Source organism: Vibrio kanaloae, assembly GCF_024347535.1.
GTDB lineage: Bacteria > Pseudomonadota > Gammaproteobacteria > Enterobacterales > Vibrionaceae > Vibrio > Vibrio kanaloae.
Genome location: NZ_AP025497.1, coordinates 2,023,093 through 2,047,031, shown reverse-complemented (window position 1 = coordinate 2,047,031; position 23,939 = coordinate 2,023,093). Strand labels below are relative to the sequence as shown.

18 protein-coding genes are annotated in these 23,939 nt (G+C 43.0%); 5 read left to right on the top strand and 13 right to left on the bottom strand.

Going from position 1 to position 23,939, the window contains the following annotated elements:
• Positions 1 to 186 precede the first annotated feature (186 nt).
• The 5 genes from OCV24_RS09265 to OCV24_RS09245 form a co-directional block, all read right to left on the bottom strand.
• Complete coding sequence (locus OCV24_RS09265; RefSeq protein ID WP_017055007.1) at positions 187 to 687, bottom strand: YfbU family protein; 501 nt, start codon at positions 685 to 687, stop codon at positions 187 to 189.
• A gap of 188 nt (positions 688 to 875) precedes the next feature.
• On the bottom strand, positions 876 to 1,616 hold the full coding sequence (gene pflA / locus OCV24_RS09260) for a pyruvate formate lyase 1-activating protein (RefSeq protein ID WP_017055008.1): 741 nt from the start codon (positions 1,614 to 1,616) through the stop codon (positions 876 to 878).
• Between the two features lie 163 nt (positions 1,617 to 1,779).
• Complete coding sequence (locus OCV24_RS09255) at positions 1,780 to 2,781, bottom strand: lipid A deacylase LpxR family protein (protein WP_136981043.1); 1,002 nt, start codon at positions 2,779 to 2,781, stop codon at positions 1,780 to 1,782.
• 200 nt (positions 2,782 to 2,981) lie between these two features.
• Positions 2,982 to 5,258 (bottom strand): formate C-acetyltransferase, encoded by a 2,277-nt coding sequence (gene pflB, locus OCV24_RS09250; protein ID WP_150877844.1) that lies wholly within the window; start codon positions 5,256 to 5,258, stop codon positions 2,982 to 2,984.
• 308 nt (positions 5,259 to 5,566) lie between these two features.
• Entirely contained in the window at positions 5,567 to 7,108 is a 1,542-nt protein-coding gene (locus tag OCV24_RS09245; protein WP_017055011.1) for a DUF3360 family protein, read from the bottom strand.
• A gap of 779 nt (positions 7,109 to 7,887) precedes the next feature.
• Between OCV24_RS09245 and OCV24_RS09240 the strand changes: the two genes are divergently transcribed.
• From OCV24_RS09240 to OCV24_RS09225, 4 genes are all read left to right on the top strand, one after another.
• Positions 7,888 to 8,658, top strand: coding sequence for an ABC transporter ATP-binding protein (locus OCV24_RS09240; RefSeq protein ID WP_017055012.1), 771 nt, complete (start codon positions 7,888 to 7,890; stop codon positions 8,656 to 8,658).
• 136 nt (positions 8,659 to 8,794) lie between these two features.
• Positions 8,795 to 9,565, top strand: a complete 771-nt coding sequence (locus OCV24_RS09235) for an ABC transporter substrate-binding protein (protein ID WP_017055013.1) — start codon at positions 8,795 to 8,797, stop codon at positions 9,563 to 9,565.
• A 77-nt stretch (positions 9,566 to 9,642) separates the two neighbouring features.
• Entirely contained in the window at positions 9,643 to 10,383 is a 741-nt protein-coding gene (locus OCV24_RS09230; protein WP_017055014.1) for an ABC transporter permease, read from the top strand.
• Positions 10,384 to 10,385: 2 nt separating this feature from the next.
• Positions 10,386 to 11,063 (top strand): ABC transporter permease, encoded by a 678-nt coding sequence (locus tag OCV24_RS09225; RefSeq protein WP_017055015.1) that lies wholly within the window; start codon positions 10,386 to 10,388, stop codon positions 11,061 to 11,063.
• Between the two features lie 75 nt (positions 11,064 to 11,138).
• Here the strand turns inward: OCV24_RS09225 and xthA are convergent, their stop codons facing one another.
• From xthA to emrD, 3 genes are all read right to left on the bottom strand, one after another.
• Positions 11,139 to 11,945, bottom strand: a complete 807-nt coding sequence (gene xthA / locus OCV24_RS09220; protein WP_150877846.1) for an exodeoxyribonuclease III — start codon at positions 11,943 to 11,945, stop codon at positions 11,139 to 11,141.
• Between the two features lie 169 nt (positions 11,946 to 12,114).
• A complete protein-coding gene (locus tag OCV24_RS09215; RefSeq protein ID WP_167514252.1) occupies positions 12,115 to 14,205 on the bottom strand; it encodes a S9 family peptidase in 2,091 nt (696 codons plus the stop codon).
• A gap of 343 nt (positions 14,206 to 14,548) precedes the next feature.
• Positions 14,549 to 15,754, bottom strand: a complete 1,206-nt coding sequence (emrD, locus tag OCV24_RS09210; RefSeq protein ID WP_150877850.1) for a multidrug efflux MFS transporter EmrD — start codon at positions 15,752 to 15,754, stop codon at positions 14,549 to 14,551.
• 688 nt (positions 15,755 to 16,442) lie between these two features.
• Here emrD and OCV24_RS09205 point away from each other — a divergent pair.
• Positions 16,443 to 18,560: a methyl-accepting chemotaxis protein gene (locus tag OCV24_RS09205; RefSeq protein WP_046222731.1), complete on the top strand. Its 2,118-nt coding sequence runs from the start codon at positions 16,443 to 16,445 to the stop codon at positions 18,558 to 18,560.
• A gap of 141 nt (positions 18,561 to 18,701) precedes the next feature.
• Here OCV24_RS09205 and OCV24_RS09200 read toward each other — a convergent pair whose 3' ends face one another.
• From OCV24_RS09200 to dinG, 5 genes are all read right to left on the bottom strand, one after another.
• On the bottom strand, positions 18,702 to 19,835 hold the full coding sequence (locus OCV24_RS09200; protein WP_046222732.1) for a ribosomal protein uL16 3-hydroxylase: 1,134 nt from the start codon (positions 19,833 to 19,835) through the stop codon (positions 18,702 to 18,704).
• Positions 19,836 to 19,871: 36 nt separating this feature from the next.
• The gene (gene rsmS / locus OCV24_RS09195) at positions 19,872 to 20,042 is read right to left on the bottom strand and encodes a pleiotropic regulatory protein RsmS (RefSeq protein ID WP_017055021.1); all 171 of its coding nucleotides are present in this window, start codon (positions 20,040 to 20,042) and stop codon (positions 19,872 to 19,874) included.
• Positions 20,032 to 20,580, bottom strand: a complete 549-nt coding sequence (locus OCV24_RS09190; protein ID WP_150877852.1) for a primosomal replication protein — start codon at positions 20,578 to 20,580, stop codon at positions 20,032 to 20,034. Before OCV24_RS09190 ends, rsmS begins: the two co-directional genes overlap by 11 nt.
• Positions 20,581 to 20,602: 22 nt before the next feature.
• Positions 20,603 to 21,382 (bottom strand): sulfite exporter TauE/SafE family protein, encoded by a 780-nt coding sequence (locus tag OCV24_RS09185; RefSeq protein WP_150877854.1) that lies wholly within the window; start codon positions 21,380 to 21,382, stop codon positions 20,603 to 20,605.
• Positions 21,383 to 21,509: 127 nt separating this feature from the next.
• Positions 21,510 to 23,585, bottom strand: a complete 2,076-nt coding sequence (gene dinG, locus OCV24_RS09180) for an ATP-dependent DNA helicase DinG (protein WP_150877856.1) — start codon at positions 23,583 to 23,585, stop codon at positions 21,510 to 21,512.
• Positions 23,586 to 23,939: the final 354 nt, after the last annotated feature.

Below are 23,939 nucleotides of genomic sequence, written 5' to 3'. Positions count from 1 at the left end.
AGAAACGTCAGTGTGGAATCAATTCTCAAATGATTATATGAGTAGGGCAGTAAGCAATAGCGGGTTCAAGCCTAGTATTTAAGATTCAAGTAATAAAAAGGGCTACTCAGTTGAGTAACCCTTCTTTGTATATATCGATGTTGCAAATCAGTTGGTGTCGCTGCTATCTAGTGTTGTCTATTAAGCTTAAGCACTAAAGATTTGAGACAGCTCTGTTGCACATAGGTGGTACTGACGAGGGCAGTTGCGCCATGTTGTTAGCATGCGACGGTATTTCTCTAGCATTGGCATTTGGCTATTGAAGCGGTGATCGGCTTTGTCGAATTGAGGGTAAAGACCTTCAGAATCAACAAGGAAACGCACGTAATGTACGATCTGCGCTTCAGAAGCGATATCAAAACCTAAGAACTGCAGGCGACGTTGGTCTACTTCAGCACGCTCTTGTTCTGCAAGCATTTTGTTCGACTCTTGCATTGCATGGTACATTTCCATGATGTCGATAATTTCACGACACTCTGCTTCAGTTAAACAACCAAATTCTTTGTTAAGCTCTTGCATTTGGAGTTCGTAACCGCGCTCTACAATCGTTTGTAGACGTTGGTATTTAGTTGAATTCTCAGGATCCATTTGAGACATTAAGTAGTATTGATTCGATAGAATTAGACGCTGAGCATTGGTCATTTCCATGGGAGGAGCCTCACTAAAAACTAAATGTTGTATTCTTTTGTTGCAGTAAGAGTAACAGCATTCCTACGAGTGGAAACATGATCTCAACACGGATTTAATATGATTTTTTAATTGATAAACAAAAGTTGTAAAGAAAAAGCCCCAATCGAAATTGAGGCGTTTGAAATCACTATCAACGTAAGCTTAGATTAGTATTTGACGTTTGGATGATACTGACTAAGTACGGCTACAATCTCGTCCATTTTCTCTTTACTTGGAGGTTGTATACCTTCAAGAGGGTAGTCATGGCCAAGTGCTTCCCACTTGTGAGCACCAAGCTTGTGATATGGAAGTAGTTCTACTTTTTCAATGTTATCCATGTCTTTAATGAATTCACCTAAAAGGTGAGCATCTTCTGGAGTATCGGTGTAACCCGGAACAATCACGTAACGAATCCAAGTGGTTTTTCCGATCTTGTGTAGGTAGCGTGCAAAATCAAGCGTACGTCTATTCGATACACCAATGAAGTCGTGGTGAATCTCATCTCGCATATGTTTAATATCCAGCATCACTAAATCTGAGGCTTTTAGAACTTCATCGATCACTTCAGTGTGCTTTCGAATGTAGCCATTAGTATCGAGACAAGTGTGAATACCTTCAGCTTGAGCAGCGCGGAAAAAGTCACGGACAAACTCAGGTTGCAACATTGCCTCACCACCTGAACAGGTGATACCACCACCAGAGGCTTTCATGAAATGACGGTACGATTTTGCTTCGTTGATGATCTCTTCGACCGTTACTTCCTTTCCATCATGAAGATCCCATGTGTCGCGATTATGGCAGTACATACAACGCATTAAGCAGCCCTGAAGAAACACAATAAAGCGGATACCAGGGCCATCGACAGTACCACAAGATTCGAATGAGTGAATACGACCAGTTGTAGACATGAGCTATTCTCGTAGAGGAATTTATGCCCCTTATTTTATTACAAAAACGGTACATAAAATAGGGTCAAATGGTAACGAGGTCTTTAAAAGTAAAGGCAATCATCGACGAAGATGATTGCCTTTCTTAAACTGGAAAAGTAAAGGAAAAAAGGCCTTATGGTACCTAGAAGAAAGCAAACATGGTGATGCCACCCGTGGTGTACACTGACTCTTTCGCTTCTTTGTAATCAGGCGTTTTTGCCGTTAGCGCCAAGGATGCACCAACGTGTTGGTTATACCAAGCAAAACCCAGTACGGCTGTCGCTTGTATGTTCTCTAATGTAACATCGTAGATAGCAGGGTCTTCGTTGTTTTTATTCGCATACTCGTCCACACCTGAACGATTGCCTTCGATAGTCAGGTCGTTAAATCGGTAACGACCTTCAAGGCCAGCATAGGTAAACCAACCCGTGTTTGACGCGCCGATCATGCCCGGTTTGAATGGGTTTTCTGTAGTGATGTTGGCTGCACCAAAGTTGCCACCTAAGTCTGTACCCCAACGGAACATGAAGCCTGTTGAAATATCACTTCTAAAGTTACCCACGTTGATTTCTGAAACGTTAGAGATTTCGAAGTCAGTGTTTACTAACGCTTGATTGCGCATTAGGTTGAAATGACTCAGATACCCCACACTACCGGCGTACTCATTATCAACTTGATATTCCCAACCCATAGGTTCGTCTGATTTCGTGATCGAGTGGACTAGCTTTTGAGCGTCTTCAGAAAGTGCACGTTCACCCGTTGTACCAAACGTGATGTTAAAGCGTTGGGCTTGCTGCGGATTTAAGCTGATGTAGTTGAATTCTGTGTGTAGGAAACCGGCATATGGGCGATCATTGGCTGATGGTATTTCCAATTCAATATCAGAAGGGGTATACATTTTGTGGCCAATGGTGATCTCCCACTTATCTAGAGAGTTTGCGCCCCAATAAGAAAGACTTAATGGTTTCACCCAATTGTACGGAGTAATACTTGATGATGTGTAACCCAGAAATAAGCCATTGGTGTAGTCTTGGTCGACACCAAAGATACCATCGTTGTCTAACGCAAAAGTTAACGTAGAGCGTTCAGATGCCAGTGATGAACAAGAGAGGAGAATCAGTGGTAAATAACGAAGGTATTTCATGTAGCAGTTACTCTAAAATGATGAACAGAAATAGTACCGTAGTTTGAGTGGATTTGTAGAAAAAAGTGAATGCGAGTGCGCTTTTTGTGGCCAATCTAATCTTTCTTAGGCGAGGGTGTATTGATGATATTTAGGGTAGATATAAAAAAGCCCCGCACATTGGCGAGGCTAATAGTTTTTACTGTCTATTGAGCGTGAGCTTATAGAGACTCAGTAAATGTACGTGCGATTACGTCAGCTTGCTGCTCTGTAGTCAGAGAGTTAAAGCGTACAGCGTAACCAGAAACACGAATCGTTAGCTGAGGGTATTTCTCAGGGTGCTTAACTGCGTCTTCAAGAGTTTCGCGGTTAAGAACGTTCACGTTCAGGTGTTGACCACCTTCAATGCCAGCTTCGTGGTGGAAGTAACCATCCATTAGGCCTGCAAGGTTAGCACGTTGGCTGTCTTGTTCTTTACCTAGTGCGTTTGGCACGATAGAGAAAGTGTAAGAGATACCATCTTGTGCGTCAGCAAACGGTAGTTTACCGACAGACGTTAGTGAAGCTACAGCGCCTTTCTCATCACGACCGTGCATTGGGTTAGCACCAGGAGCGAAAGGAGCGCCAGCACGACGACCGTCTGGAGTGTTACCTGTTTTCTTACCGTATACCACGTTAGACGTGATAGTAAGAACTGACTGTGTAGGGATAGAGTTACGGTAAGTCTTAAGCTTACGGATCTTGTTCATGAACGTAGAAACGAGTTCACAAGCAATGTCATCTACACGAGAGTCGTTGTTACCGTATTTAGGGTAATCGCCTTCGATTTCGAAGTCAGTTGCGATGCCATCTTCGTCGCGGATTGGTTTAACAGTCGCGAATTTGATTGCAGACAGTGAGTCAGCTGCAACAGATAGACCTGCAATACCACAAGCCATAGTACGACGAACGTCACGGTCATGAAGAGCCATTAGAGACGCTTCGTAGCTGTACTTGTCGTGCATGTAGTGAATGCTGTTTAGTGCAGTCACGTATTGCTTAGCCAACCAGTCCATGAAGTGATCTAGACGGTTCATTACTTTATCGTAATCAAGAACAGCGTCAGTCATTGGAGCTTCTTTAGGACCAACTTGCATCTTAAGTTTTTCGTCCATACCACCGTTGATTGCGTAAAGCATTGTTTTCGCAAGGTTAGCACGAGCGCCGAAGAACTGCATTTGCTTACCAACGATCATTGGAGATACACAACAAGCGATTGCGTAATCATCAGAATCAAGGTCAGGACGCATTAGGTCATCATTTTCGTACTGGATAGAAGAAGTATCGATAGATACCTTCGCACAGAAACGTTTGAAGCCGTCAGGCAGTTGCTCAGACCAAAGAACAGTGATGTTTGGCTCTGGAGAAGGACCCATAGTGTATAGAGAGTTAAGGAAACGGAAGTTCGAACGCGTTACTAGCGTACGACCGTCGATGCCCATACCACCCATAGACTCTGTTGCCCAGATAGGGTCGCCAGAGAATAGCTCATCGTACTCAGGAGTACGTAGGAAACGAACCATACGTAGCTTCATTACGAAGTGGTCGATCATTTCTTGAGCTTGGTCTTCTGTGATTTTGCCAGCAGCGATATCACGCTCGATGTAGATGTCTAGGAAAGTCGAAGTACGACCTAGAGACATTGCAGCACCGTTTTGAGACTTAACAGCAGCTAGGTAGCCAAAGTAAGTCCACTGGATAGCCTCTTGAGCAGTTTGAGCTGGCTCAGAGATATCGAAACCGTATTTAGCTGCCATTTGCTTGATTTGACCTAGAGCACGATGTTGCTCAGAGATTTCTTCACGCAGTTGCATTGTTTCTGCTAGGTTTTCGCCGTTTTCGAATTGCTCTTGAAGAGAAGCAAATTGAGCTTGCTTGTCTTTCATTAGGAAGTCGATACCGTATAGAGCTACGCGACGGTAGTCACCAATGATACGACCACGGCCGTATGCATCAGGAAGACCAGTCAGAACACCAGACTTACGACATTTTAGGATATCAGGCGTGTAGATATCGAAAACGCCAGCATTGTGTGTTTTGCGGTATTCTGAGTAGATTTTTGAAACCATTGGGTCAAGAGTTTCACCGTATGCTTTACAAGAACCTTCAACCATACGTACACCACCGTTAGGGATGATGGCACGTTTTAGTGGTTTCTCAGTTTGTAGACCAACGATAGTTTCAAGATCTTTCTCAATGTAACCTGCATCGTGAGCAGTGATGGTAGAGATAACAGAAGTATCGAAATCTACAGGTGCCTTAGTTGCGTTTTCCTGTTTGATACCTTCCATTACCGAAGACCAAAGCTTGTTAGTTGCTTCAGTACCCTCAGAAACTAGGAAAGACTCGTCGCCTTCATACGGCGTGTAGTTCTTTTGAATGAAATCACGAACGTTTACTTCGCTTTGCCACTCACCTGCAGCAAAATCTTCCCAAGCTTTAGCAAATTGCTCTGCCATGACATACCTACCTTTTTAGTAGAAAAAACACGTACATTAACACTGTTGAGCCAGTGCCCCTCGTAAGGGTAGTACACTCTTATTAATAACAATATGTATGAGCATATTCGCTTCATATGATTATATATATTGTCACTACTCTTTATATGTTGTCTTTAACTCTATGTAATCAAGACTACGCTAAAAAATTTCTGTAAACCTTAAACTAAATCAATAAATACCAACAAAAGTTGAAAAAATTTGAGTAGCAGGGGTTGCCACCCAAACTTTTTTTTAATCTTAATACTACTTTTGTATAGTAAAAGAGTTTATAGCCAAGATGTTAGGCCATACTGACTCTCTAGCATACCAACTGCAAGCATTGCTACTAGACAGATAACTAAAACGCCAACTGGGATAACAATTTTGTCTACAAATGATAGACGCTTCGCACGCTCTTTATCACCAATTAGGCCGTTGTTATCAAGAAGCATAGTTAACGCCCAAGCTAATACTGGGTTAACAACTGCAGAACCAAAGATACAGATACCAGCGGCTTGAGAATCTTTCGAATCCTTAACCATTTGCATACCCGCTTCCAGTAGAGGTAGAGATACACCGACAAGTAGCGCAACACGCATTACTGGTGGCCATACCGCAACGTCCATCGGGAAACCAAGAATTGCAACAATGATACATAGCGAACCAAGTAAGATTGCGCCACCAGGAATGGGACGTTTCGCAATTGCAGCTGGGATCATATAAGTACCCCAAGAAGAAGTGATATTACCACCACCCACTGCAGTACCAACCATTTGACGAACTGAACACATAGTCATTGTGTCATCTACGTCCATCAGAACTTTTTCAGAACGTTTAGGGTAGTTCAACTCTTGGAAGATACGGTGGCCTAAGAAATCAGGTGACCACATTGCTACTGCAAGAATTGCGAACGGTAAAGAGGCGATAAAGTGTTCAATGTTTGGCAAACCAAGCATCCAACCTTCAGAAGTCGAACCCCACCAGTAAACAGGGTTTAGGTTTGGAATACCCATTTCAGTTTCGAACACGATATCGAAACCAGCGCCTAATGCTAATGCAATAGCAAGGCCTGTAAACGCACAGACTGGGATAGCTAACCAACGCTTGTTCACTTTTGCTAGGAAAGCGTAAATAGCAATAGTAATAGCAAGAACGATAAGACCCACGTAACCCATGCTACCCGCTTCAACAGTAGAAGATTGAAGACCAACCGCCCATGCTTGAATTGAGTTGATTTGGCTCATAGTACCGGTTAGGCCTAAGAAAATGAGCAAGCCACCAGCAGTACCTTCTGAAGTCAGGTTAACTAGCTTGGAGCCGCCTTTTAGGAAGCTTAGGATTAGACCGAAAATACCGATAAGGATAGCCAATGCAAGAGGGTGAGCACCAGCTAGAGCGATGGTACCAATAAGAGGGATCATTGGGCCGTGGTTACCGGCAAGGTTGGCTTTTGGATTAAAGAAACCAGAAGCAAGGATACAGAACAGCAGTGCAGGGATAAGCATTTCTACACGAGCTACTTCAATCGCAAATTCTTTACCAAGGTTTACGTGTTCCCAAGCTTGAGTGAGGCCATCAGCCCAAGACATCATTACTGCAGAATACATTGCGATGATACCAATGGTGCCAGCAAGTGCAGGAACAAGGTCTTCAAGTTCAAAGCGGAAATCGCGGCCTGGAAGGTTTAGGCCAAAACGACGAGGCTTCATGATTTGAAGTTCGTGGTCTAGGTAATCTGAGCGGCTCTCAAATTCAGAAGCAGGGCGGTGTAGCTCTTTATAGCTTTTCTCTTCTACTTCAGAGTTCGCATTATTGACAACGTCTGACATAGATTCCTCATATTTTTGTGTTAGTAATTCTAAGATTGAATTCTATAATTTCGCGTAATTGCGTTATTTATTAGTTTTAACTTGTTAGCACTATGTTGCGCAGTTTTTATGTGCATTATGCTGTGAAGTTAAAAAAAAATTTGGCATTTTTTATGCCTTATTGTGTGTCGAGGAGTTTAACAAGCTTACTCTTTAGGGTGATTGATCTTGATCACTTTAAGAGTGTATGTGAAAGAAAGCTACAAAATGAAGCGATTCGTTAACGTACCATTGATGAATCATGTAATTTGTTTTCACAAGTTAACGTTTACTATCTTCTTTGAGCTCTGTTGCCACAGCGTTCGTTGATGTGCCTAAAACTTACTGGATTGTTTAATTACTATCTGCTTACTAGCGAAACTCTTACAATCTAGTCCCTTTATAATAATTGTGATTTATGTAATGACTTGTATATTTATGTGTGCGCTATATCTTGTCGGCAATAAAGCATCTTAGTCACATAACTTGTTTTCCTTACCGAGTATTAGGTTACGACAATCTCATTTTGGTTAACTTTATTTAAACAATGTAAGAAAGGGTATTACGAGTTATTGATATAACTCATTCATTAAATTGAGGGTAAAACGCTACATAGTGCATAATAAGTCAGCGTGAAGTGCTATTTATTCTGAATTTGCCAGGTTAATAATTTGTTGCATGTTGATCCGTGTGGTGCTAATTTGTATCGCATGAAAAGGTCGGAGTACCTTGCATTTTCACAAACTTGGGAGAGAAAGCGCATGAAAGATGTACCAGCGCTGGACATAAAGGATCTACACAAAACGTTTGGTCAAAATGAAGTTTTAAAGGGAATTTCACTTTCAGCGCATAAAGGCGACGTGGTATCAATTATCGGATCTTCAGGATCGGGTAAAAGTACCTTCCTTCGATGTATCAATCTTTTAGAGACACCTACCGCCGGCGAAATTTGGGTTAATGGCGAATTAATTCAAATGAAAAATAATCGTCAAGGTGTTTCTGTTCCTACCAATGAAAAACAAGTTCAGCGAATCCGTTCTCGTTTGGCAATGGTTTTTCAAGGTTTTAATCTATGGTCTCACCTGACCGTTCTCGAGAATGTTATTGAAGCACCTGTTCACGTATTAGGTGTGCCTAAAGCACAAGCGATTGAAAATGCAGAGTTACTATTGAAGAAAGTAGGGCTGTATGAGCGCAAAGACTACTACCCAGGACACTTATCCGGCGGGCAACAACAGCGCGCTGCGATTGCACGAGCGTTAGCGGTCGACCCCGAAGTGATGTTGTTTGATGAACCAACATCGGCACTCGATCCTGAGTTAGTTGGTGAAGTTCTTGGCGTAATGCGTGATTTGGCTGAAGAAGGAAGAACCATGCTTGTGGTAACTCACGAAATGGCTTTTGCTCGTGATGTATCAAACCATGTGATGTTCCTGCACCAAGGTCTAGTGGAAGAACAGGGCGATCCAGCTAAACTATTTACGGAACCTGAATCTGAACGATTACAACAATTTATCTCATCGATCTACTAATCAGAATTGAAATATCGTTGCCAAGGTAAATGACGACGGTATTAACAATGAAGCACAACCAGTAAGTTAATAAGCAACAACAAACACAATATTAAAACTAGCAAAACATAAAAACCTAAATCACAGGAGTAGGGATATGAAAAAGTGGTTATTAGTCGCGGCACTTGCTGCAACTGCTGCAACGGGCGTAGCTCAAGCAAAAGAATGGAAAACAGTACGTTTCGGCATTGAAGGTGCTTACCCTCCATTTAGTTGGACTGAATCTGACGGCTCACTAAAAGGCTTTGATGTCGACATGGCTAACGCACTTTGTACTGAAATGCAGGTGAAATGTAAGATTGTTGCACAAGATTGGGATGGCATTATTCCTTCTCTACTTGCTCGTAAATATGATGCGATCATTGCGGCAATGTCTATCACGGAAGAGCGTAAGAAAAAAATCGACTTCACTGGTAAATATGCACTTATACCAAACAAGTTCATCGCAAAAAAAGGTGCAGGCCTTAACTTTGATGATCTAAGTGGTCAAAAAATTGCAGTTCAACGTGCAACAACTCACGATAAATACCTAACAGACAACTATGGTGACACAGTAGAGATCGTTCGTTACGGTTCATTCGACGAAGCTTACCTTGATCTAGCAAACGGTCGCGTTGCTGCTGTACTAGGTGATGCTTCTGCTCTAGAAGAAGGCGTTTTAAACAAAGCAGGTGGTGAAGACTACGAGTTCGTTGGTCCATCACTGACAGACCCTAAGTGGTTCGGCGAAGGTTTTGGTATTGCTTTACGTAAGCAAGACAAAGATCTGACTAAACAATTAGATGCTGCAATCCTTTCACTACGTGAAAAAGGCATCTATCAAGATATTGCGGCTAAATACTTCAACTACGATGTATACGGCCAGTAATCTCTAGCGTCATTTCTTAAGGGAGAGGTCTCCTCTCCCTGTCTTACCAACTTTTCGCAGTTCTGTTGGAATTCATTATGTTTGATTTACAAGGATATGAAGCGTCGATCCTGAAAGGGGCGGTGCTTACAATCGAAGTTGCCTTACTGTCGCTGATTTTAGCTATGGCGCTTGGTATGCTAGGCGCTTTGGCAAAGCTTGCACCTTATCGTTGGGCTCGCGCCATCGCAACCCTCTACACAACCGTCATTCGAGGCATTCCAGATCTTGTATTGATGATGCTGATTTTCTTTGGTGGACAAATCCTTTTAAATAACAGTTTGTACTCCATCAATGAGTGGCTCAATGAGTGGTTCACATCAAGTGATCCTAACCATGAATGGACCGCTTACTTACCTGATTATATTGATGTCAGTCCATTTGTTGCTGGTGTTTTAACGATAGGCTTCATCTTTGGCGCTTACATGGCTGAAACCTTCCGTGGTGCGATCATGGCGGTTGATAGCGGTGAAATGGAAGCAGCAAAGGCCTATGGCATGGGACCTGTTCTAGCGTTCCGTCGTATCCTGTTACCGCAAATGATTCGTCACGCACTACCGGGTTTTGGTAACAACTGGTTGGTTTTACTTAAAACTACCGCGCTGGTTTCCATTATTGGCCTAGAAGATATGGTACGTGTTAGCGCATTAGCGGCAGGTTCAACCAAAATGCCATTTACCTTCTATATGACAGTGGCGCTTATCTTCCTATTCTTCACCAGTGTTTCGACGGGCTTGCTTAAGCTGGTTGAACGTAAATTCAGTATCCACGCGAGGTAGTTATGGACTTTTCATTGATAATTGAAAGCCTGCCGATTTACCTTAGTGGTTTATGGACAACGGCTTGGATGGTTTGCTTAGCTTTGATCATTGGCTTATTTGTTGCCATACCATTAGCTATCTCTCGCAATAGCCCCAATATGCTAATTAATGCCCCTGCTTGGTCATTCATCTATTTCTTTCGTGGTACGCCATTACTGGTACAGTTGTATCTGATCTACTACGGAATGGATCAGTTTTTCCCGGTAAAAGATACATTATGGGAAAACGCATGGTTCTGTGCATTAGTCGCATTTATTCTTAATACTTCTGCATACACTGCCGAAATTATCCGCGGTGCGATCAATGGCTTGCCAAAAGGTGAAGTTGAAGCGGCAAAAGCATACGGCATGAGTACAGCGAAGACTTATAGACGTATTATTCTGCCAAGTGCTCTACGTCGCGCACTACCAGCGTACAGTAACGAAGTTATCTTCATGCTTCACGGTTCAGCCGTTGCGGGTATCGTAACCATTATGGATCTAACCGGAGCTGCGCGTTTGGTTAACTCACGTTACTACGCTCCATTCGAGTCTTTCCTAACGGCAGGCCTGTTCTACATGGCGCTAACGTTTATCATCATCGCGATTTTCAAATTCGCCGAGAAACGTTTCCTTGCTTACTTAAGACCACTTAGCTAATCGTACGGTATCCACACAGTTAACAAAACGGCGCTCATTGAGCGCCGTTTTTTATGATAACAACAATCTAACTTGTTACTTAAACGCCGACCAAATTGGCGCGTGATCAGACGGTTTTTCGATGCCGCGTAGCTCGTAGTCGATACCCGCTTCAGTACACTTATCAGCAAGTTTCTGAGTTGCAAGTACCACATCAATGCGTAGGCCACGGTTGTCCACGAAGCCTTTTGAGCGGTAATCGAACCACGAGTATTGATCATTCACTTCAGGGTGTAGCATGCGGAAGCTGTCCACAAAGCCCCAGTCCATCAATGTTTTCAACCATTCGCGTTCTTCTGGTTGGAAAGAACATTTACCTGTTTTTAACCAACGTTTCGCATTAGGTTCACCAATGCCGATGTCTGCGTCGATAGGGCTGATATTAATGTCGCCCATCACAATCACTTGCTCATCTTTGTTGTGATAGTTGTTTAGGTAAGTCATTAAATCTTTGTAGAACTGGCGTTTGTACGGGTATTTTGTTTCATGCTTGATGTTATCCCCTTGAGGGAAGTAGCCATTTAGCACGGTAACCTTTTCACCATTCTCATCTTCAAACGTCGCCATGATCATACGTTTTTGATGCTCTTCATTGTCTGTTGGGAAACCCTTCTGCACAGATATTGGTTCTTGCTTACACAACATAGCCACACCGTAGTGTGCTTTTTGGCCGTGAAAGTAAACCTTGTAGCCCATTGCTTCAACATCAGCAATAGGGAAGGCTTCATCGTGTACTTTTATCTCTTGCAGACCAATCACGTCGGGTTGGTGTTTGTCGATAATAGCTTGCAGTTGGTGAAGGCGGGCTCTAAGACCGTTGATGTTGAAGCTAATTACTTTCATTTGTTTTTATACCTCTCGTAAACCTTTGTCACTGCTTGTTTTTAAAGGTTTTTGATTTGGTGGGTTTCATGGTTAGTCGTATTTAACCATGCTTAATAATTTATGTCGCCATTTTGTAGAGACAAAATAGCGACATGAGATGATGTGAGTACTTACATTTATGCTGAATCTATTGAGTCTTTAGTAAACCTAGAAAGAACGCGTATTCAAGTGCGTCTTCTTTCAATCGCTTAAATCGACCAGAAGCGCCACCGTGACCAGCTTCCATATCGGTTTTGAACAGCAACACGTTGTTGTCTGTTTTCATCTCACGCAGCTTCGCCACCCATTTCATTGGTTCAAAGTATTGTACTTGTGAGTCATGCAGGCCTGTTGTTACCAACATGTTCGGGTAGTTTTGAGCTTTCACGTTGTCGTATGGCGAGTAACTTAGCATGTAATCGTAATAGGTTTTATTGTTAGGATTGCCCCATTCGTCATACTCGTTGGTGGTTAGAGGAATCGATTCATCAAGCATGGTTGTCACAACGTCTACAAACGGGACATGCGCACCAATACCACGGTACAGTTCTGGTGCTTGGTTGATGATTGCTCCCATCAATAAACCGCCAGCAGAACCACCAACAGCGAACACTTTATCTTTCGCGCCGTAGCCTTCTTCAACAAGCCCTTTGGTTACATCAATAAAGTCGTTGAACGTGTTTTGTTTGGTCAGTTTTTTGCCATCTTCATACCAAGGGCGACCAAGCATTTCTGAACCGCGGATATGTGCGATTGCATAAACAAAACCTCTATCCAGTAGGCTTAGGCGAGTTGAGCTGAAGGTAGGTTCAATCGTAGAGCCGTAAGACCCATAGCCGTATTGGTAGATTGGGTTAGTGCCGTCTTTCTTGAATAAATCTTTGCGATAAACCAAAGAAACAGGGACTTGCTTACCATCGCGAGCCGTTACCATGATTCGCTCCGACTGGTAGTTATCCGCTTCGAAGTCTCCTAATACTGGTGTTTGCTTCATTATTTCAGATTCACCTGTACTTAGGTCGAAATCATAATAAGTCCCTGGCGTAGTCAAGCTGCTGTAATAGATTCGAACTTTTGAGTTGTCTAATTCATAGTTACTCGTTAGGTAAGCGGCAAAAGCGGTGTCGTTAAACTCAAGCGGGAACTCTTTGCTTGTTGAGAGTTGGCGAACTTTTACTGTAGACAAGCCATCCGCGCGTTGCTCGTAAACAAGATGGTCATCAAACAACTCGAAATCAACAAGTTGAGTGTTGTCGTCTGCTGCGATGACATCGATCCATTTTGAGCGGTCATGCATGTCTTCGGCTGTGACTTTCATTAAACGGAAGTTGACCGCTTGGTAGTTGGTGTAGATGTAATACCAATCACCTAGCTTAGCGATACTGTACTCAATACCAGTTTCCCTTGGGTAAAAAGCTTCAGCTTTAGCCTTCGGGTTGTTGGCATCGATGACCGAAACACCGCTGGTTTCTGTACTTGAATGCCAAATGTAGACCTGTTCACCATCTTTGCTTTTGCTCAAAGAGGTATAGTAAGCACTGTCGGTTTCTTCGTAGATTAGCTCATCGCTTGTTTGAGGTGTGCCTAAAACATGGCGGCAAACTTGGTAACCCAGCAACGTTTGCGGATCTTTCTTGATGTAGTAGAAGGCTTGGTTGTCGTTTTGCCACGCGATCGCACTCGAAGCTCCTTCAATTTCATCTTTTAGATATTCACCTGTTGTGAGGTCTTTGATCTTGATGGTGTAAATGCGGCGGCTTAGCGTATCTTCGCCATAGGCCAACAAGTTTTCGTCTGGGCTGATGTTTAAGCCACCAATACTGAAAAACTCATGTTCTTTTGCTAGCTCGTTAACATCTAAAATGACTTGCTTGTCTGTGCCTAAAAAGTTTTTTTCACGCAGGTGAACTGGGTATTCGTTGTCGCCTGTGACCTTATTCGAGTAGTAGTAACTGCCTTTGCGAACCGGTACCGAATTGTCGTCTTTCGCGATTCGGCCTTTAATCTCTTCAAATAATTGTTTTTGTGACGCTTCTGTATGTTTCAGAACTGTATCTGCGTACTGATTCTCTTGTTCAAGTTGTTGCAAGATCTCTGGATCTTGGCGTGCATCATCGCGCATCCAGTAGTAATCATCGATTCGGATGTCACCATGAATCGTCATTGCGTGAGGGACTTTCTTAGCAACGGGTGCTTGTGTTTGCTGAGCGATGAGTTGCGCTTGAGAGTAGTGGTTCATGGTTGGTATTCCTTGATTGCTGCATCCGGCGACAAGTGCGACCGATGATATGGCTAATGTGGTTAAAGCGAAACGCATCTGTATATCCTTAGTCGGTACCTTACTCGCTTTTATGCGAGCATCCTTATTAATTAGAGCCTGGGTACGTTGATGTTCTTCCAGTGATGTTATTTATAATTGGATTCTGGATATGCACTTTCATTGTAAGTGTCTGTTATTGTTTTTAAAAAATCAAAGTAATGTTGAATGAAATTACTGATTCGTGAGAGAGGAAAAAATAAATGTGAAAAAAGGGACATACTCTTCAGTATGTCCCTCTTCGTTGTTTGGGCAGGGTTGAGTTTTAGATTACCAACGGCATTTCGTTTGAGTGATCATGTTTACGATTGACCCAACGTAAACCAAGCATAACGATAAATGACATTACAATCATCAGGCAACCGAGTGGCAGTTGGTCTTGAGCGGGGAAGAACGATGCCAATAGTGTTGCGATGCCAGCACCTAGGTTCTGCATACCGCCTAAAATCGCACCTCCAGTACCAGCGTGGTACGGGAATGGCGAAAGTGCCCCTGTTGTCGCAGCTGGAAATAAGATGCCAGCGCCCAAGAAGTAAATTGTGGCACCGCCAATCAAAGTTAATGCTGTTGTTTGACCAAACAGACCGGGTATCAATACCACTGTTGAGCCCACCAATATAGCCACTAGACCAACATTCAGTGAGCGGCGCTCAGAGCGGCGTTGTGCGATGTAACTAGATAAGCCAGCACCGACTAAGTAACCCGGAATGGGTAAGACAAACAACAAGCTTACTGTGGTCGCTGGTAAGCCTAGTACGCCGCCAAGCAACACACCTGCAGCGGCTTCAAATACGGCCACACCAGCAAATGTTGCGACCAATATAAGTAAGAAACCTTGGAAGCGTTTGTCGGACAGAACGAATTTGTAGCTGTTGGCAACCGATTCATGTTTGCGTCGTTCTTTCGGCAGTGTTTCCATCATGCTCGTCATCATAGCGATCACAACAGCAATGCCGAACAGCGCAAGGAACAAGTAGCTAGAACGCCAGCCGAAAACTTCGGTTAGGTAGCCGCCCAATACAGGAGCCATCAATGGGGAGAAGATCACACACATGCTAATCAAGCTGTTTGCACGGTGCAGTTCTGCGCCTTCAAAACAGTCGCGAGTCAATGTACGAGACATCGCCCCGCCACAACCGATGCCCAAACCTTGGATAAAGCTACCTACTAAGAACCATTCATACTCGTGAGCGAACAATGCCACCAGAGTACCGATGATGTAGATGATCAAACCAATAACGATGATCGGTTTGCGACCTAGGCGATCAGAAAGTGGGCCGTAAACAAATTGCGAAAGACCATAAGGAATCAAGTAACACGCCATCACCGCTTGCAGTGAAGATGCCGAAACTAAGAACTCACCTGCCATATGACCGATAGAAGGCACGTACATCGTTTGAGTCATTTGACCTACGGCAGTCAGAATAGCGATTAGAAAGGTAAGTTTCGCTAATGGAAACGAGGCGGACATTTGCGTATCTCTCCAAAAATTAAGACGTAAAAAGCCTTAGCGCTCCATTAAGGAGAGCCAAATAAGTAAAGTGATTAGGGAATCTAGGCGCGAGATATTAGAGCTTGAGTGGCGACTTAGCAATCAAAAAATGTGAAGTTGAACAAGATAAAAATCTATAACTTGGATTACAAAAACTAATCTGAAATTAGTAAAGTTTAAAAGATAAAAAGGGTGAATAGGTTTCATTGAAATATAATAATTACTCAGACCAACTTGAGTTACTCATGACCTGAAGCGCAGGCGCAAAGAAGTTTATGGAGAAAGGTTTCAGTAGCCGAGTGCAATATAACAATTTCTATCAGAGTGACTATGTAGAAAATAAAAAGGTTGCCTTGATAAAACAGCATTCCTCTAAATTATGGGAGTTTACAAGATCAATCCGATTAGTGAGCATCGAAAATTGCGCGTTATGCCTTCGACAATTTTACTTGGAGTGACAAGCTGAAAGCTCTTGAATTCACAGTAACAAAAGACAAAAACACGACTTATTAACATTTATGTAAACTTTCGTTTTATATGTATGCAAATTGTGCTGTAATTATTCGCTAAGCTATTCGTCTAACCTCATTAGCATTGTATGCAGTAATTAGTTATCAATGTGAGCGTTAGGGTTAAGGAAGTCTTTTGGCTTAAATAAGGATATTAAATGCGCTCTCTATCGGTACAGTGGAAAATAACCCTTTTAGCAGGTTGTTGCCTAATCATTACATCACTGTCTCTTATTGGTTTCTCGATCTACAACGCGACGAGTAATCAACAAGTCATAAAGTCTCAAAGTTCAGAATCGGTTATCAATAAAACTCAGCAGTTGTTGGCGTCTGTTTCTCAGCTCAATGCTCAAGAAACGCAACGTTATATCGACGAAGCTATTTACCGTGCCGAGATGCTTGCGGCGAGTGCTCTGTTTCTAAAGAATAATGCGGATGAAAACTTTACCCCAAGTGAAGAACTTCGTACTGCATTGGACGAAATGGTGCGTCGTTCAGTTTTAAACTTTGATTCGATTCAAGGGGCGTACTTAGTCTTTAAGCCAGACTTGCTTGATAGTGAAGACGCGAACTATGTGGATGCTGATTATGTCGGCTCTAACGAAAAAGGCCGTTTCGCACCTTATTGGAAGGTGGCTGATAACGGTGAGAATGTTTTGCCGAACGTGATCTCAGAATCAACATTGAGCGATGATAGCAACAGTGAGCGTTTTTATTGTCCTTTGTCATCAGGGCAAACGTGTATTAGTACACCAAAAGTTGTAAACAGCGGAGGTAAAACCTTACTGACCTCCTCAATTTCTGTGCCTATTTTAGTCGATGATGTAGCCATTGGTTTCTTAGGGATAGACCTAAGGCTTGATGGCTTAGTGGATGTAGTCACTCAATCTGATCAAAGTTTGTTTGATGGTGCTGGTGCTATTTATGTCGTTAGCTTGGACGGTTCGGTTATTGCTTCTGATGATTCTAGTATTGCTGTTGGTTCGACTTTCCAGAGTGACCACACGAACAGTGATTTGATGACCGACTTTATCTTTGGTGGCGAAGTGACAACGCAATGGAGCAAAAACGACGAGTGGTTACTTGCATTTGCACCTGTTGTTGCGGCTAACCAAACTTGGGGTGTGTTGTTTGAGATTCCGAGAGAGAGCGTCGTCGCTGATGCCAACAAATTGGATTCCATCATTAGTACTAAGCTAAGTGAAGGCATCAAAACGGAAGTAATTGCAGGTACCGTATTCATTTTGTTCGGTTTAGCTATTATCGCATTTGCTTCCCTTTCAATTGTTAAGCCTATTCGACAGGTGGTCGAGAGACTGAATGACATTGCTTCTGGCGAGGGGGATTTGACTCAACGTCTAGAAGTCAAATCTCAAGACGAAATCGGTCAGTTAGCGAAAGGGTTTAACTTATTCTTAGATAAGTTACAGCACACAATTAAAGAAGTGGTTTTAACTACAGAGCAAGTGGCGAGCACAACAGGCCAAGCGAAAGCATCCGCATCAAGCACACGTGAAAGCAGTGAGTCTCAATTTAAAGAAGTCGACTTAGTAGCGACAGCCGCTGAGGAAATGACTCAAACAGCAGGCTTGGTGGTGCAAAATGCAGAAGTGGCCGTTGATGCGGCTAGCGAAGCTAACCGTTCTGCTCAACAAGGCCAAGAAGTTATTGAGCTTTCTGCCGGTGAAATGAGAAAGTTGGTTGAACGCATGTCGAGCGCGGTGCCTATTGTTGAAGAGTTGGCTAAAAATAACGGCAACATCACTGAGATTTTAAGTGTTATTGAAGGTATTTCTGAGCAAACTAACTTATTAGCACTGAATGCGGCGATTGAAGCGGCGAGGGCCGGTGAGCAAGGTCGAGGTTTTGCGGTTGTGGCGGATGAGGTGAGAAACCTAGCAAGTCGCACGCATTCATCGGTTGGTGAAATCAGAGCGGTTATCGATAAGGTGCACGCAGGTACTCAAGATGTTGTTGAGGCGATACAAGAAGGTAATATTCTTGCCAATGATACCGCGTTACATGTTCAAAAAGCGGTTGAAGATCTCGGTTCGATCTTTACCTCGATAGAAGCGATCAGTGACATGAACAATCAGATCGTCAGGGCGGCAGAAGAGCAGCAATCCGTTTCTGGTGAAGTGAATCAAAGCGTGGTTAACATTCGTGATTTGAGCGCTAAGATTTTAGAGCAAGCCGCGGCGTCTGAACAAGTCGGAAGTGAAATTGATCGGCTGTCTCAACAGCAACAGAAATTAGTTAATCAGTTTAAGGTCTAGTGGTTTAAAACTGATTAAAAAAGTGAATTAAAAAAGGACAAATGGAGATTTCATTTGTCCTTTTTTGTTACTTCTGAGGTTTGGTCTAACGTTCTAGCTTCTAAAACTCAGTAATTTTCGCCGAAACCTCTGCTAGCGAAGTTAGTCTTCGATAAACCAGTAACCTTTGTTCACTAACTCAGTCACAACCGTTACGCCCGAAGGAGATAGAGTGGCAGCTGAATTAATTACGGCCTCATCGCAAAGTATGTTGAGTAGTGATGAGTCAGCTTCGTCGACCTTAACCACTTCACCATTGATGTAAGCCGTATTGCTTTCATTTTCATGGTAGAGCGCTTTTAAGCCAGATACACGATGGATCTCGCCCTCAGACTCTAAGTGCTGAGCGATCTCTTCTTGAGTCCACAAAGGATCAGGTGCAACGATATCAAGCTGGTGGCGTGACTGGCTTAGCAGGCAACCCATGAAATCACTGATCGTTTCTGGTTCTTCCAAGGCTGACTTCAACATATCAGTCAGGTTATCTAAGTCTGATGAACGAATCTTGCCGTAACCATCTTGCGTTTTAAATTCTGGGTCATGTAGGTGAACGTCACCCATATCATGAGCAAGTACAAAGTCGGCAAAATTACTGATTAGCTCTTGCTCTTTAGGAGAACGGTAGCCAATAGAGTAGCTCATTGATGGTTCTAACGTGTTACCTTCGTGCGGGAAGCCTGGTGGAATATAAAGGATATCACCTGGCTCTAAGGTTTCATCAATGATTGGCTCAAAGCCTTCTATTTGACGAAGTGCTGAAGCTTGAACGGATTCTGTGTACTGACCTATATCCTTCGCACCAACCTTCCATTGACGCTTACCTTGACCTTGGATGATGAATACATCGTATTGATCAATGTGAGGGCCAACACCGCCTTCAGGTGCTGAGTAGCAAATCATGAGATCGTCAAACAACCAGTTTGGTAATTGTTGGAACGCTTCAGTCAGTTGATTTGCACCTTGATGCCAGTGGTTCGCCGCTTGAACAACCAATTGCCAATGGCTTTCAGTGAGTTCACCAAACTTCTCTTCCGTGAATGGACCATGTTCGGCTGTCCATTTGTTGTCGAGGTTAGAAACAAAGCGAGAATCCACTTCTTCTTCCATCGATAAACCAGCAAGTTCTTCCGGCGAAATTGGGTCGACGAAGTTTTGGAAGCCACCTTTTAAGATGGTTGGTTTTTTATGCCAGTAATTTTCAAGAAACTCGGGCATAGAAAAGCTAAGTTGGTACATGTGAATCCTGTATATTTTAATGCTAGATGCTAGATGCTAGATGCTAGATGCTAGTTTGGCTTGTAAATCTTGCTGGACAATTTTGATTGCTTCTAACGCTACTTTTGGATCGATTTCGTTGCTTTCGAGCAGATAGATCAGGTCGACAGCCAACTTAACTTCTTCTGGTGCGTTATCCAGTGGTGATGGTGTGTTATCAGTATTCATTTCGCTTAGGGTTCTCTAAGTTAATCAATCTCTCAATATTTTTCATTGAGTCTTCACAGCGCTCTAATCGTTCTTTTGCTAACTGCCAAGCCTCTTCCGCTTTTTTCTTACTGTGGCGAGGCGCAGAATCAAACGCTAACTTTCGTGCTTGAACTAAATCGACTAGCCGCTTTTGCCAATCTTGATGCTGTGCAAGTTCATTGTATAAATCGTTTAAACTTTTCCCTGATTTACTTTTTCTATCTAGACGCAAATCGTGATTCGCTAACTCTCGTTGAATCGCTGCAACCTGGTTGGTCAGTTTTTCAGTTAGGTAATTCGCTCGTGATGAAGTGAGTTGATTGGTGTCCTGTTCACGAATGATGGTGTTATAAGTCGCCTGAGTTTCAAGTGCATAAGGAAGCAGAATAGAGGAGCCACACTTAAACAAGGCTCGATCAAACAATGCTTGATGGTAAGCACCACGAGATTTATCGACCTGAGAGCAATGGCCAATCAAGGTGTCAATAACACTTTTTAGTTTTGAAAACTGATTCATGTTGCTTCCTGTTTGCTGGTAGCTATAAGTTTACAAACCACGCTTCGTAAGCCAGTTTAATTGCAAGAACACTGACCACAGTCACAAAGACAGGTCGTATAAACGTCGCACCAAAACGAATCGCAGAGTGTGCACCAACAAATGCCCCTGCCATTAAGCAAACACCCATGGTTAAACCAAGAACCCAATCAATATGACCCAAAATGGCGAAAGTTACCAAAGAAGTGAAGTTACTGGTAAAGTTCATTGCTTTAGCTAGGCCAGAAGCAAGTAAGATATTCAGGCGGTAAAGTGCCATAGAACTTACGGTCCAAAATGCGCCGGTTCCTGGGCCTGCAACACCATCGTAAAACCCAAGAATGAATCCTTGGTACTTTTGTTTTCTTTTAAGTACCGGACACGGTTTAGGAGACACATCGTGGCTCAAGTCTGGAGTCTTGTGGAAAATGGTATAGACTGCCGCCGCTAAAATAATGAGCGGTAAGACTTTCTCTAACCATTCAGTACTGATTGCATCAACGGTTAATGTGCCAATAGTCGCACCTATTAGCGTTGCTATAAATGCGTTGACCCAGCACTCGGGTTTAAATAATTTCTTACGGTAATACGTAAAAGCCGCTGTCGATGAGGCAAACGTCGCAGCGAGCTTATTGGTACCCAACGCAATGTGTGGTGGCAGGCCAAGTGATAACAAAGCGGGGACGGTTAACATCCCACCACCACCGGCGACAGCATCAATAAAGCCAGCTGCAAATGCAACCAGAGCAAGAATAACCAACATGGTTGGTTCAATCATTTCCATAAATAGCTAGTGTTCTCGTTGTCGGCTGGTCGTACAGCCACACGAATAATCGATGGATTAGTCATGTTGGATTGTGAATGAAGGGCCTAGCGATAACTGGCCCATAACTACCTTAATGGTAGGAAAATTAGTAATTTATTGTTCTTTTAAAAGGCGGTAGCGAGTCGAGTAGGGACTTCCCGTATCGCTTCGTCACTATACGTCTATCAAGGATGGTAACTTTACCAGAATCTCGTTCTTTTCGCAGTAGCCGACCGACAGATTGAATAAGCTTTTTACTCGCATCTGGAACAGTAATCTGCATAAAGGGATTACCGCCACGTGATTCAATATATTCTGAATGTGCTTGTTCTACTGGGGAGGTTGGAACGCCAAAAGGAATCTTGGTAATAACTAGGTTTTCAAGAAGTGCTCCTGGTAGGTCAAGGCCTTCTGAAAAGCTGCCAGTCCCAAAAAGAACGCTTGTTTTACCTTGGTCTATGAGTTTTTTATGTTTTTTTAGGATTTCAGTGCGTGAAGTATCACCTTGAACCTGTAAAGCCCATGACTTTTTAACGAAATCTGTTGCCAAAGCTTCTGCAACTTTATTCATTTGCCAGTAAGAAGAGAATAGAACGAGATTGGCTTTGTTTTCTTCTATTATCTTAGGCAAAATTTCAATAAGATATTCGGTAAACTGAGGTGCTTGCGGTTCGTATTTCATAGCTGGAACGATCAGCTCTGCTTGATTCTGATAATCAAACGGTGACGCTAAAGCCAGAAATTGCACACCATCTTCCGCTTTTTGACTGATACCGGCTTGATGACTGAAGAAGCTGAAGGAATTGAGCGCTCTCATTGTCGCAGAAACTAAGACGGCTCCAACACAGCGGCTCCAAATCTGTTGGTCAAGTTGCCAGCCCACCTCTAATGGTGAAACATTCACGACGATATCGCCTTCACTCTCTTTGTTTAACTCAAGCCAACGCGCTAACGGCGCCCCCTTTTCTCGCTTAGGTTCCGCCATTAGGCGCCATACTTGCGCTAGATTCTCTGTCCTTTGTATATAGAAACCTATTTCAGCGAGTGCGGGCTCGGCTAATTTCGCTGAAAGTTCACCGTCTTTAACACGTTCAGCAATGAGGTCTGCAACTTTTGCGACGGCTTGACTCGCCTTTTGAGTGAGCTGCTTGAGATCTTTAGATTCACTTTCTAGCCATTCGGGTAGCTCGCCGTGCTCAAAACGAAACAACCCGTCTTCAAAATGGGCGGTGTCAAATTGTTTGTTTAGCTGATTCAGAGTGGGAATCAGCTGCTGTACTGAATCTTGCAGTTCATTTCTGAATCGATTAACGCGCTTTTCGTCCGCGAGGCCCGAAAGCTTGGTGATGGATTGATTTAAGCGCTCTAACCAAGATGCGGCGCCTTTTAAGCTCGCCGCTGCAGACGAGTGATCTCTTGCTACGTGAGGTAAATGATGGGCCTCATCGAAGATATAGATACTATTCTCAGGTTCTGGAAGAATAACTCCACCGCCTAGGTCTGCGTCAGCCATCACTAAACTGTGGTTGGCGATAATCACGTCCGCTTTATCTAGCTCCGAGCGTGCTTTTTGGAAAGGGCAGTCTCTATGAGAAGGCATACTGTTATTACAGCTGTGCTTATCACTGACAATCATTTGCCAAATTATATTGTCGATTGGTTTCGGCCATGAGTCGCGGTCGCCATCCCATTTGCCTTGAGCCAAACTACGGTACATGGTTTGAAGTTGTTCGGTATCCTTTTTCTTTGGTTTGGCGTCGAACATAGCCATTTGTCCACCATCAACTCCACAAGCAGTGGCTAACTTCTCGGTACAGCAATAACGCTGTCTACCTTTGGCGAGTATAAAAGAGAACTCTCTATCAGTAAGTCTTCTATATAGAGGGAGGTCTTTATTGACGAGTTGTTCTTGAAGTGCAACCGTCGCCGTTGAAATGACGATTTTTCGATTGTTGAGTACCGCAACAGGAATCGTCGCCATCAAATAAGCTAGTGATTTACCAATCCCCGTTCCTGCCTCTGCAACAATCATGCGATTACTTTTGTGGTATTGCCCACAAAGTGTCTTTGCTATTTCTGCAACAAGGTAATTTTGAGCACGTCGAGGTACAAAGTTGTCCAACTGATCTTGGAGGTTTTGATAACTGGTGCGGATAGAGTTTTGAATTTTAGTAGTTAGCATACTGTGACCTACGTAACGGAGCGAGGATAGTAGCACATATCACTAGCCGGTACATTTACGGCAAAATAGCTCGCTTTTGAATCAAAGGTAGATCTCGTTCACAAAAAAAAACTGAACCATCAGGAACTTAACTATTTTATTTATCTTGTGAAATATAAATATTAAAAAAGACTGGCTATCAGGTGTAAAATTCTTATTTGGTGGTTTTGTTTTTGTTTTTATGGTTTTTAATACTGTATTTTTTGTTTTTATAGTTATTATATTTCCCAGTAAAACTAAGGATAAGTCACTCGTAAAACAATGAAAAAAAATGTAAGTATTTGATTTTTAGATGTTTATGTTTTTTTTGAGTGT

Bases quoted from the DNA above. Each gene is read 5' to 3' on its own strand.
- OCV24_RS09265 (WP_017055007.1), bottom strand. From the start codon at position 687: ATGGAAATGACCAATGCTCAGCGTCTAATTCTATCGAATCAATACTAC.
- pflA (WP_017055008.1), bottom strand. From the start codon at position 1,616: ATGTCTACAACTGGTCGTATTCACTCATTCGAATCTTGTGGTACTGTC.
- OCV24_RS09255 (WP_136981043.1), bottom strand. From the start codon at position 2,781: ATGAAATACCTTCGTTATTTACCACTGATTCTCCTCTCTTGTTCATCA.
- pflB (WP_150877844.1), bottom strand. From the start codon at position 5,258: ATGGCAGAGCAATTTGCTAAAGCTTGGGAAGATTTTGCTGCAGGTGAG.
- OCV24_RS09245 (WP_017055011.1), bottom strand. From the start codon at position 7,108: ATGTCAGACGTTGTCAATAATGCGAACTCTGAAGTAGAAGAGAAAAGC.
- OCV24_RS09240 (WP_017055012.1), top strand. From the start codon at position 7,888: ATGAAAGATGTACCAGCGCTGGACATAAAGGATCTACACAAAACGTTT.
- OCV24_RS09235 (WP_017055013.1), top strand. From the start codon at position 8,795: ATGAAAAAGTGGTTATTAGTCGCGGCACTTGCTGCAACTGCTGCAACG.
- OCV24_RS09230 (WP_017055014.1), top strand. From the start codon at position 9,643: ATGTTTGATTTACAAGGATATGAAGCGTCGATCCTGAAAGGGGCGGTG.
- OCV24_RS09225 (WP_017055015.1), top strand. From the start codon at position 10,386: ATGGACTTTTCATTGATAATTGAAAGCCTGCCGATTTACCTTAGTGGT.
- xthA (WP_150877846.1), bottom strand. From the start codon at position 11,945: ATGAAAGTAATTAGCTTCAACATCAACGGTCTTAGAGCCCGCCTTCAC.
- OCV24_RS09215 (WP_167514252.1), bottom strand. From the start codon at position 14,205: ATGAACCACTACTCTCAAGCGCAACTCATCGCTCAGCAAACACAAGCA.
- emrD (WP_150877850.1), bottom strand. From the start codon at position 15,754: ATGTCCGCCTCGTTTCCATTAGCGAAACTTACCTTTCTAATCGCTATT.
- OCV24_RS09205 (WP_046222731.1), top strand. From the start codon at position 16,443: ATGCGCTCTCTATCGGTACAGTGGAAAATAACCCTTTTAGCAGGTTGT.
- OCV24_RS09200 (WP_046222732.1), bottom strand. From the start codon at position 19,835: ATGTACCAACTTAGCTTTTCTATGCCCGAGTTTCTTGAAAATTACTGG.
- rsmS (WP_017055021.1), bottom strand. From the start codon at position 20,042: ATGAATACTGATAACACACCATCACCACTGGATAACGCACCAGAAGAA.
- OCV24_RS09190 (WP_150877852.1), bottom strand. From the start codon at position 20,580: ATGAATCAGTTTTCAAAACTAAAAAGTGTTATTGACACCTTGATTGGC.
- OCV24_RS09185 (WP_150877854.1), bottom strand. From the start codon at position 21,382: ATGGAAATGATTGAACCAACCATGTTGGTTATTCTTGCTCTGGTTGCA.
- dinG (WP_150877856.1), bottom strand. From the start codon at position 23,585: ATGCTAACTACTAAAATTCAAAACTCTATCCGCACCAGTTATCAAAAC.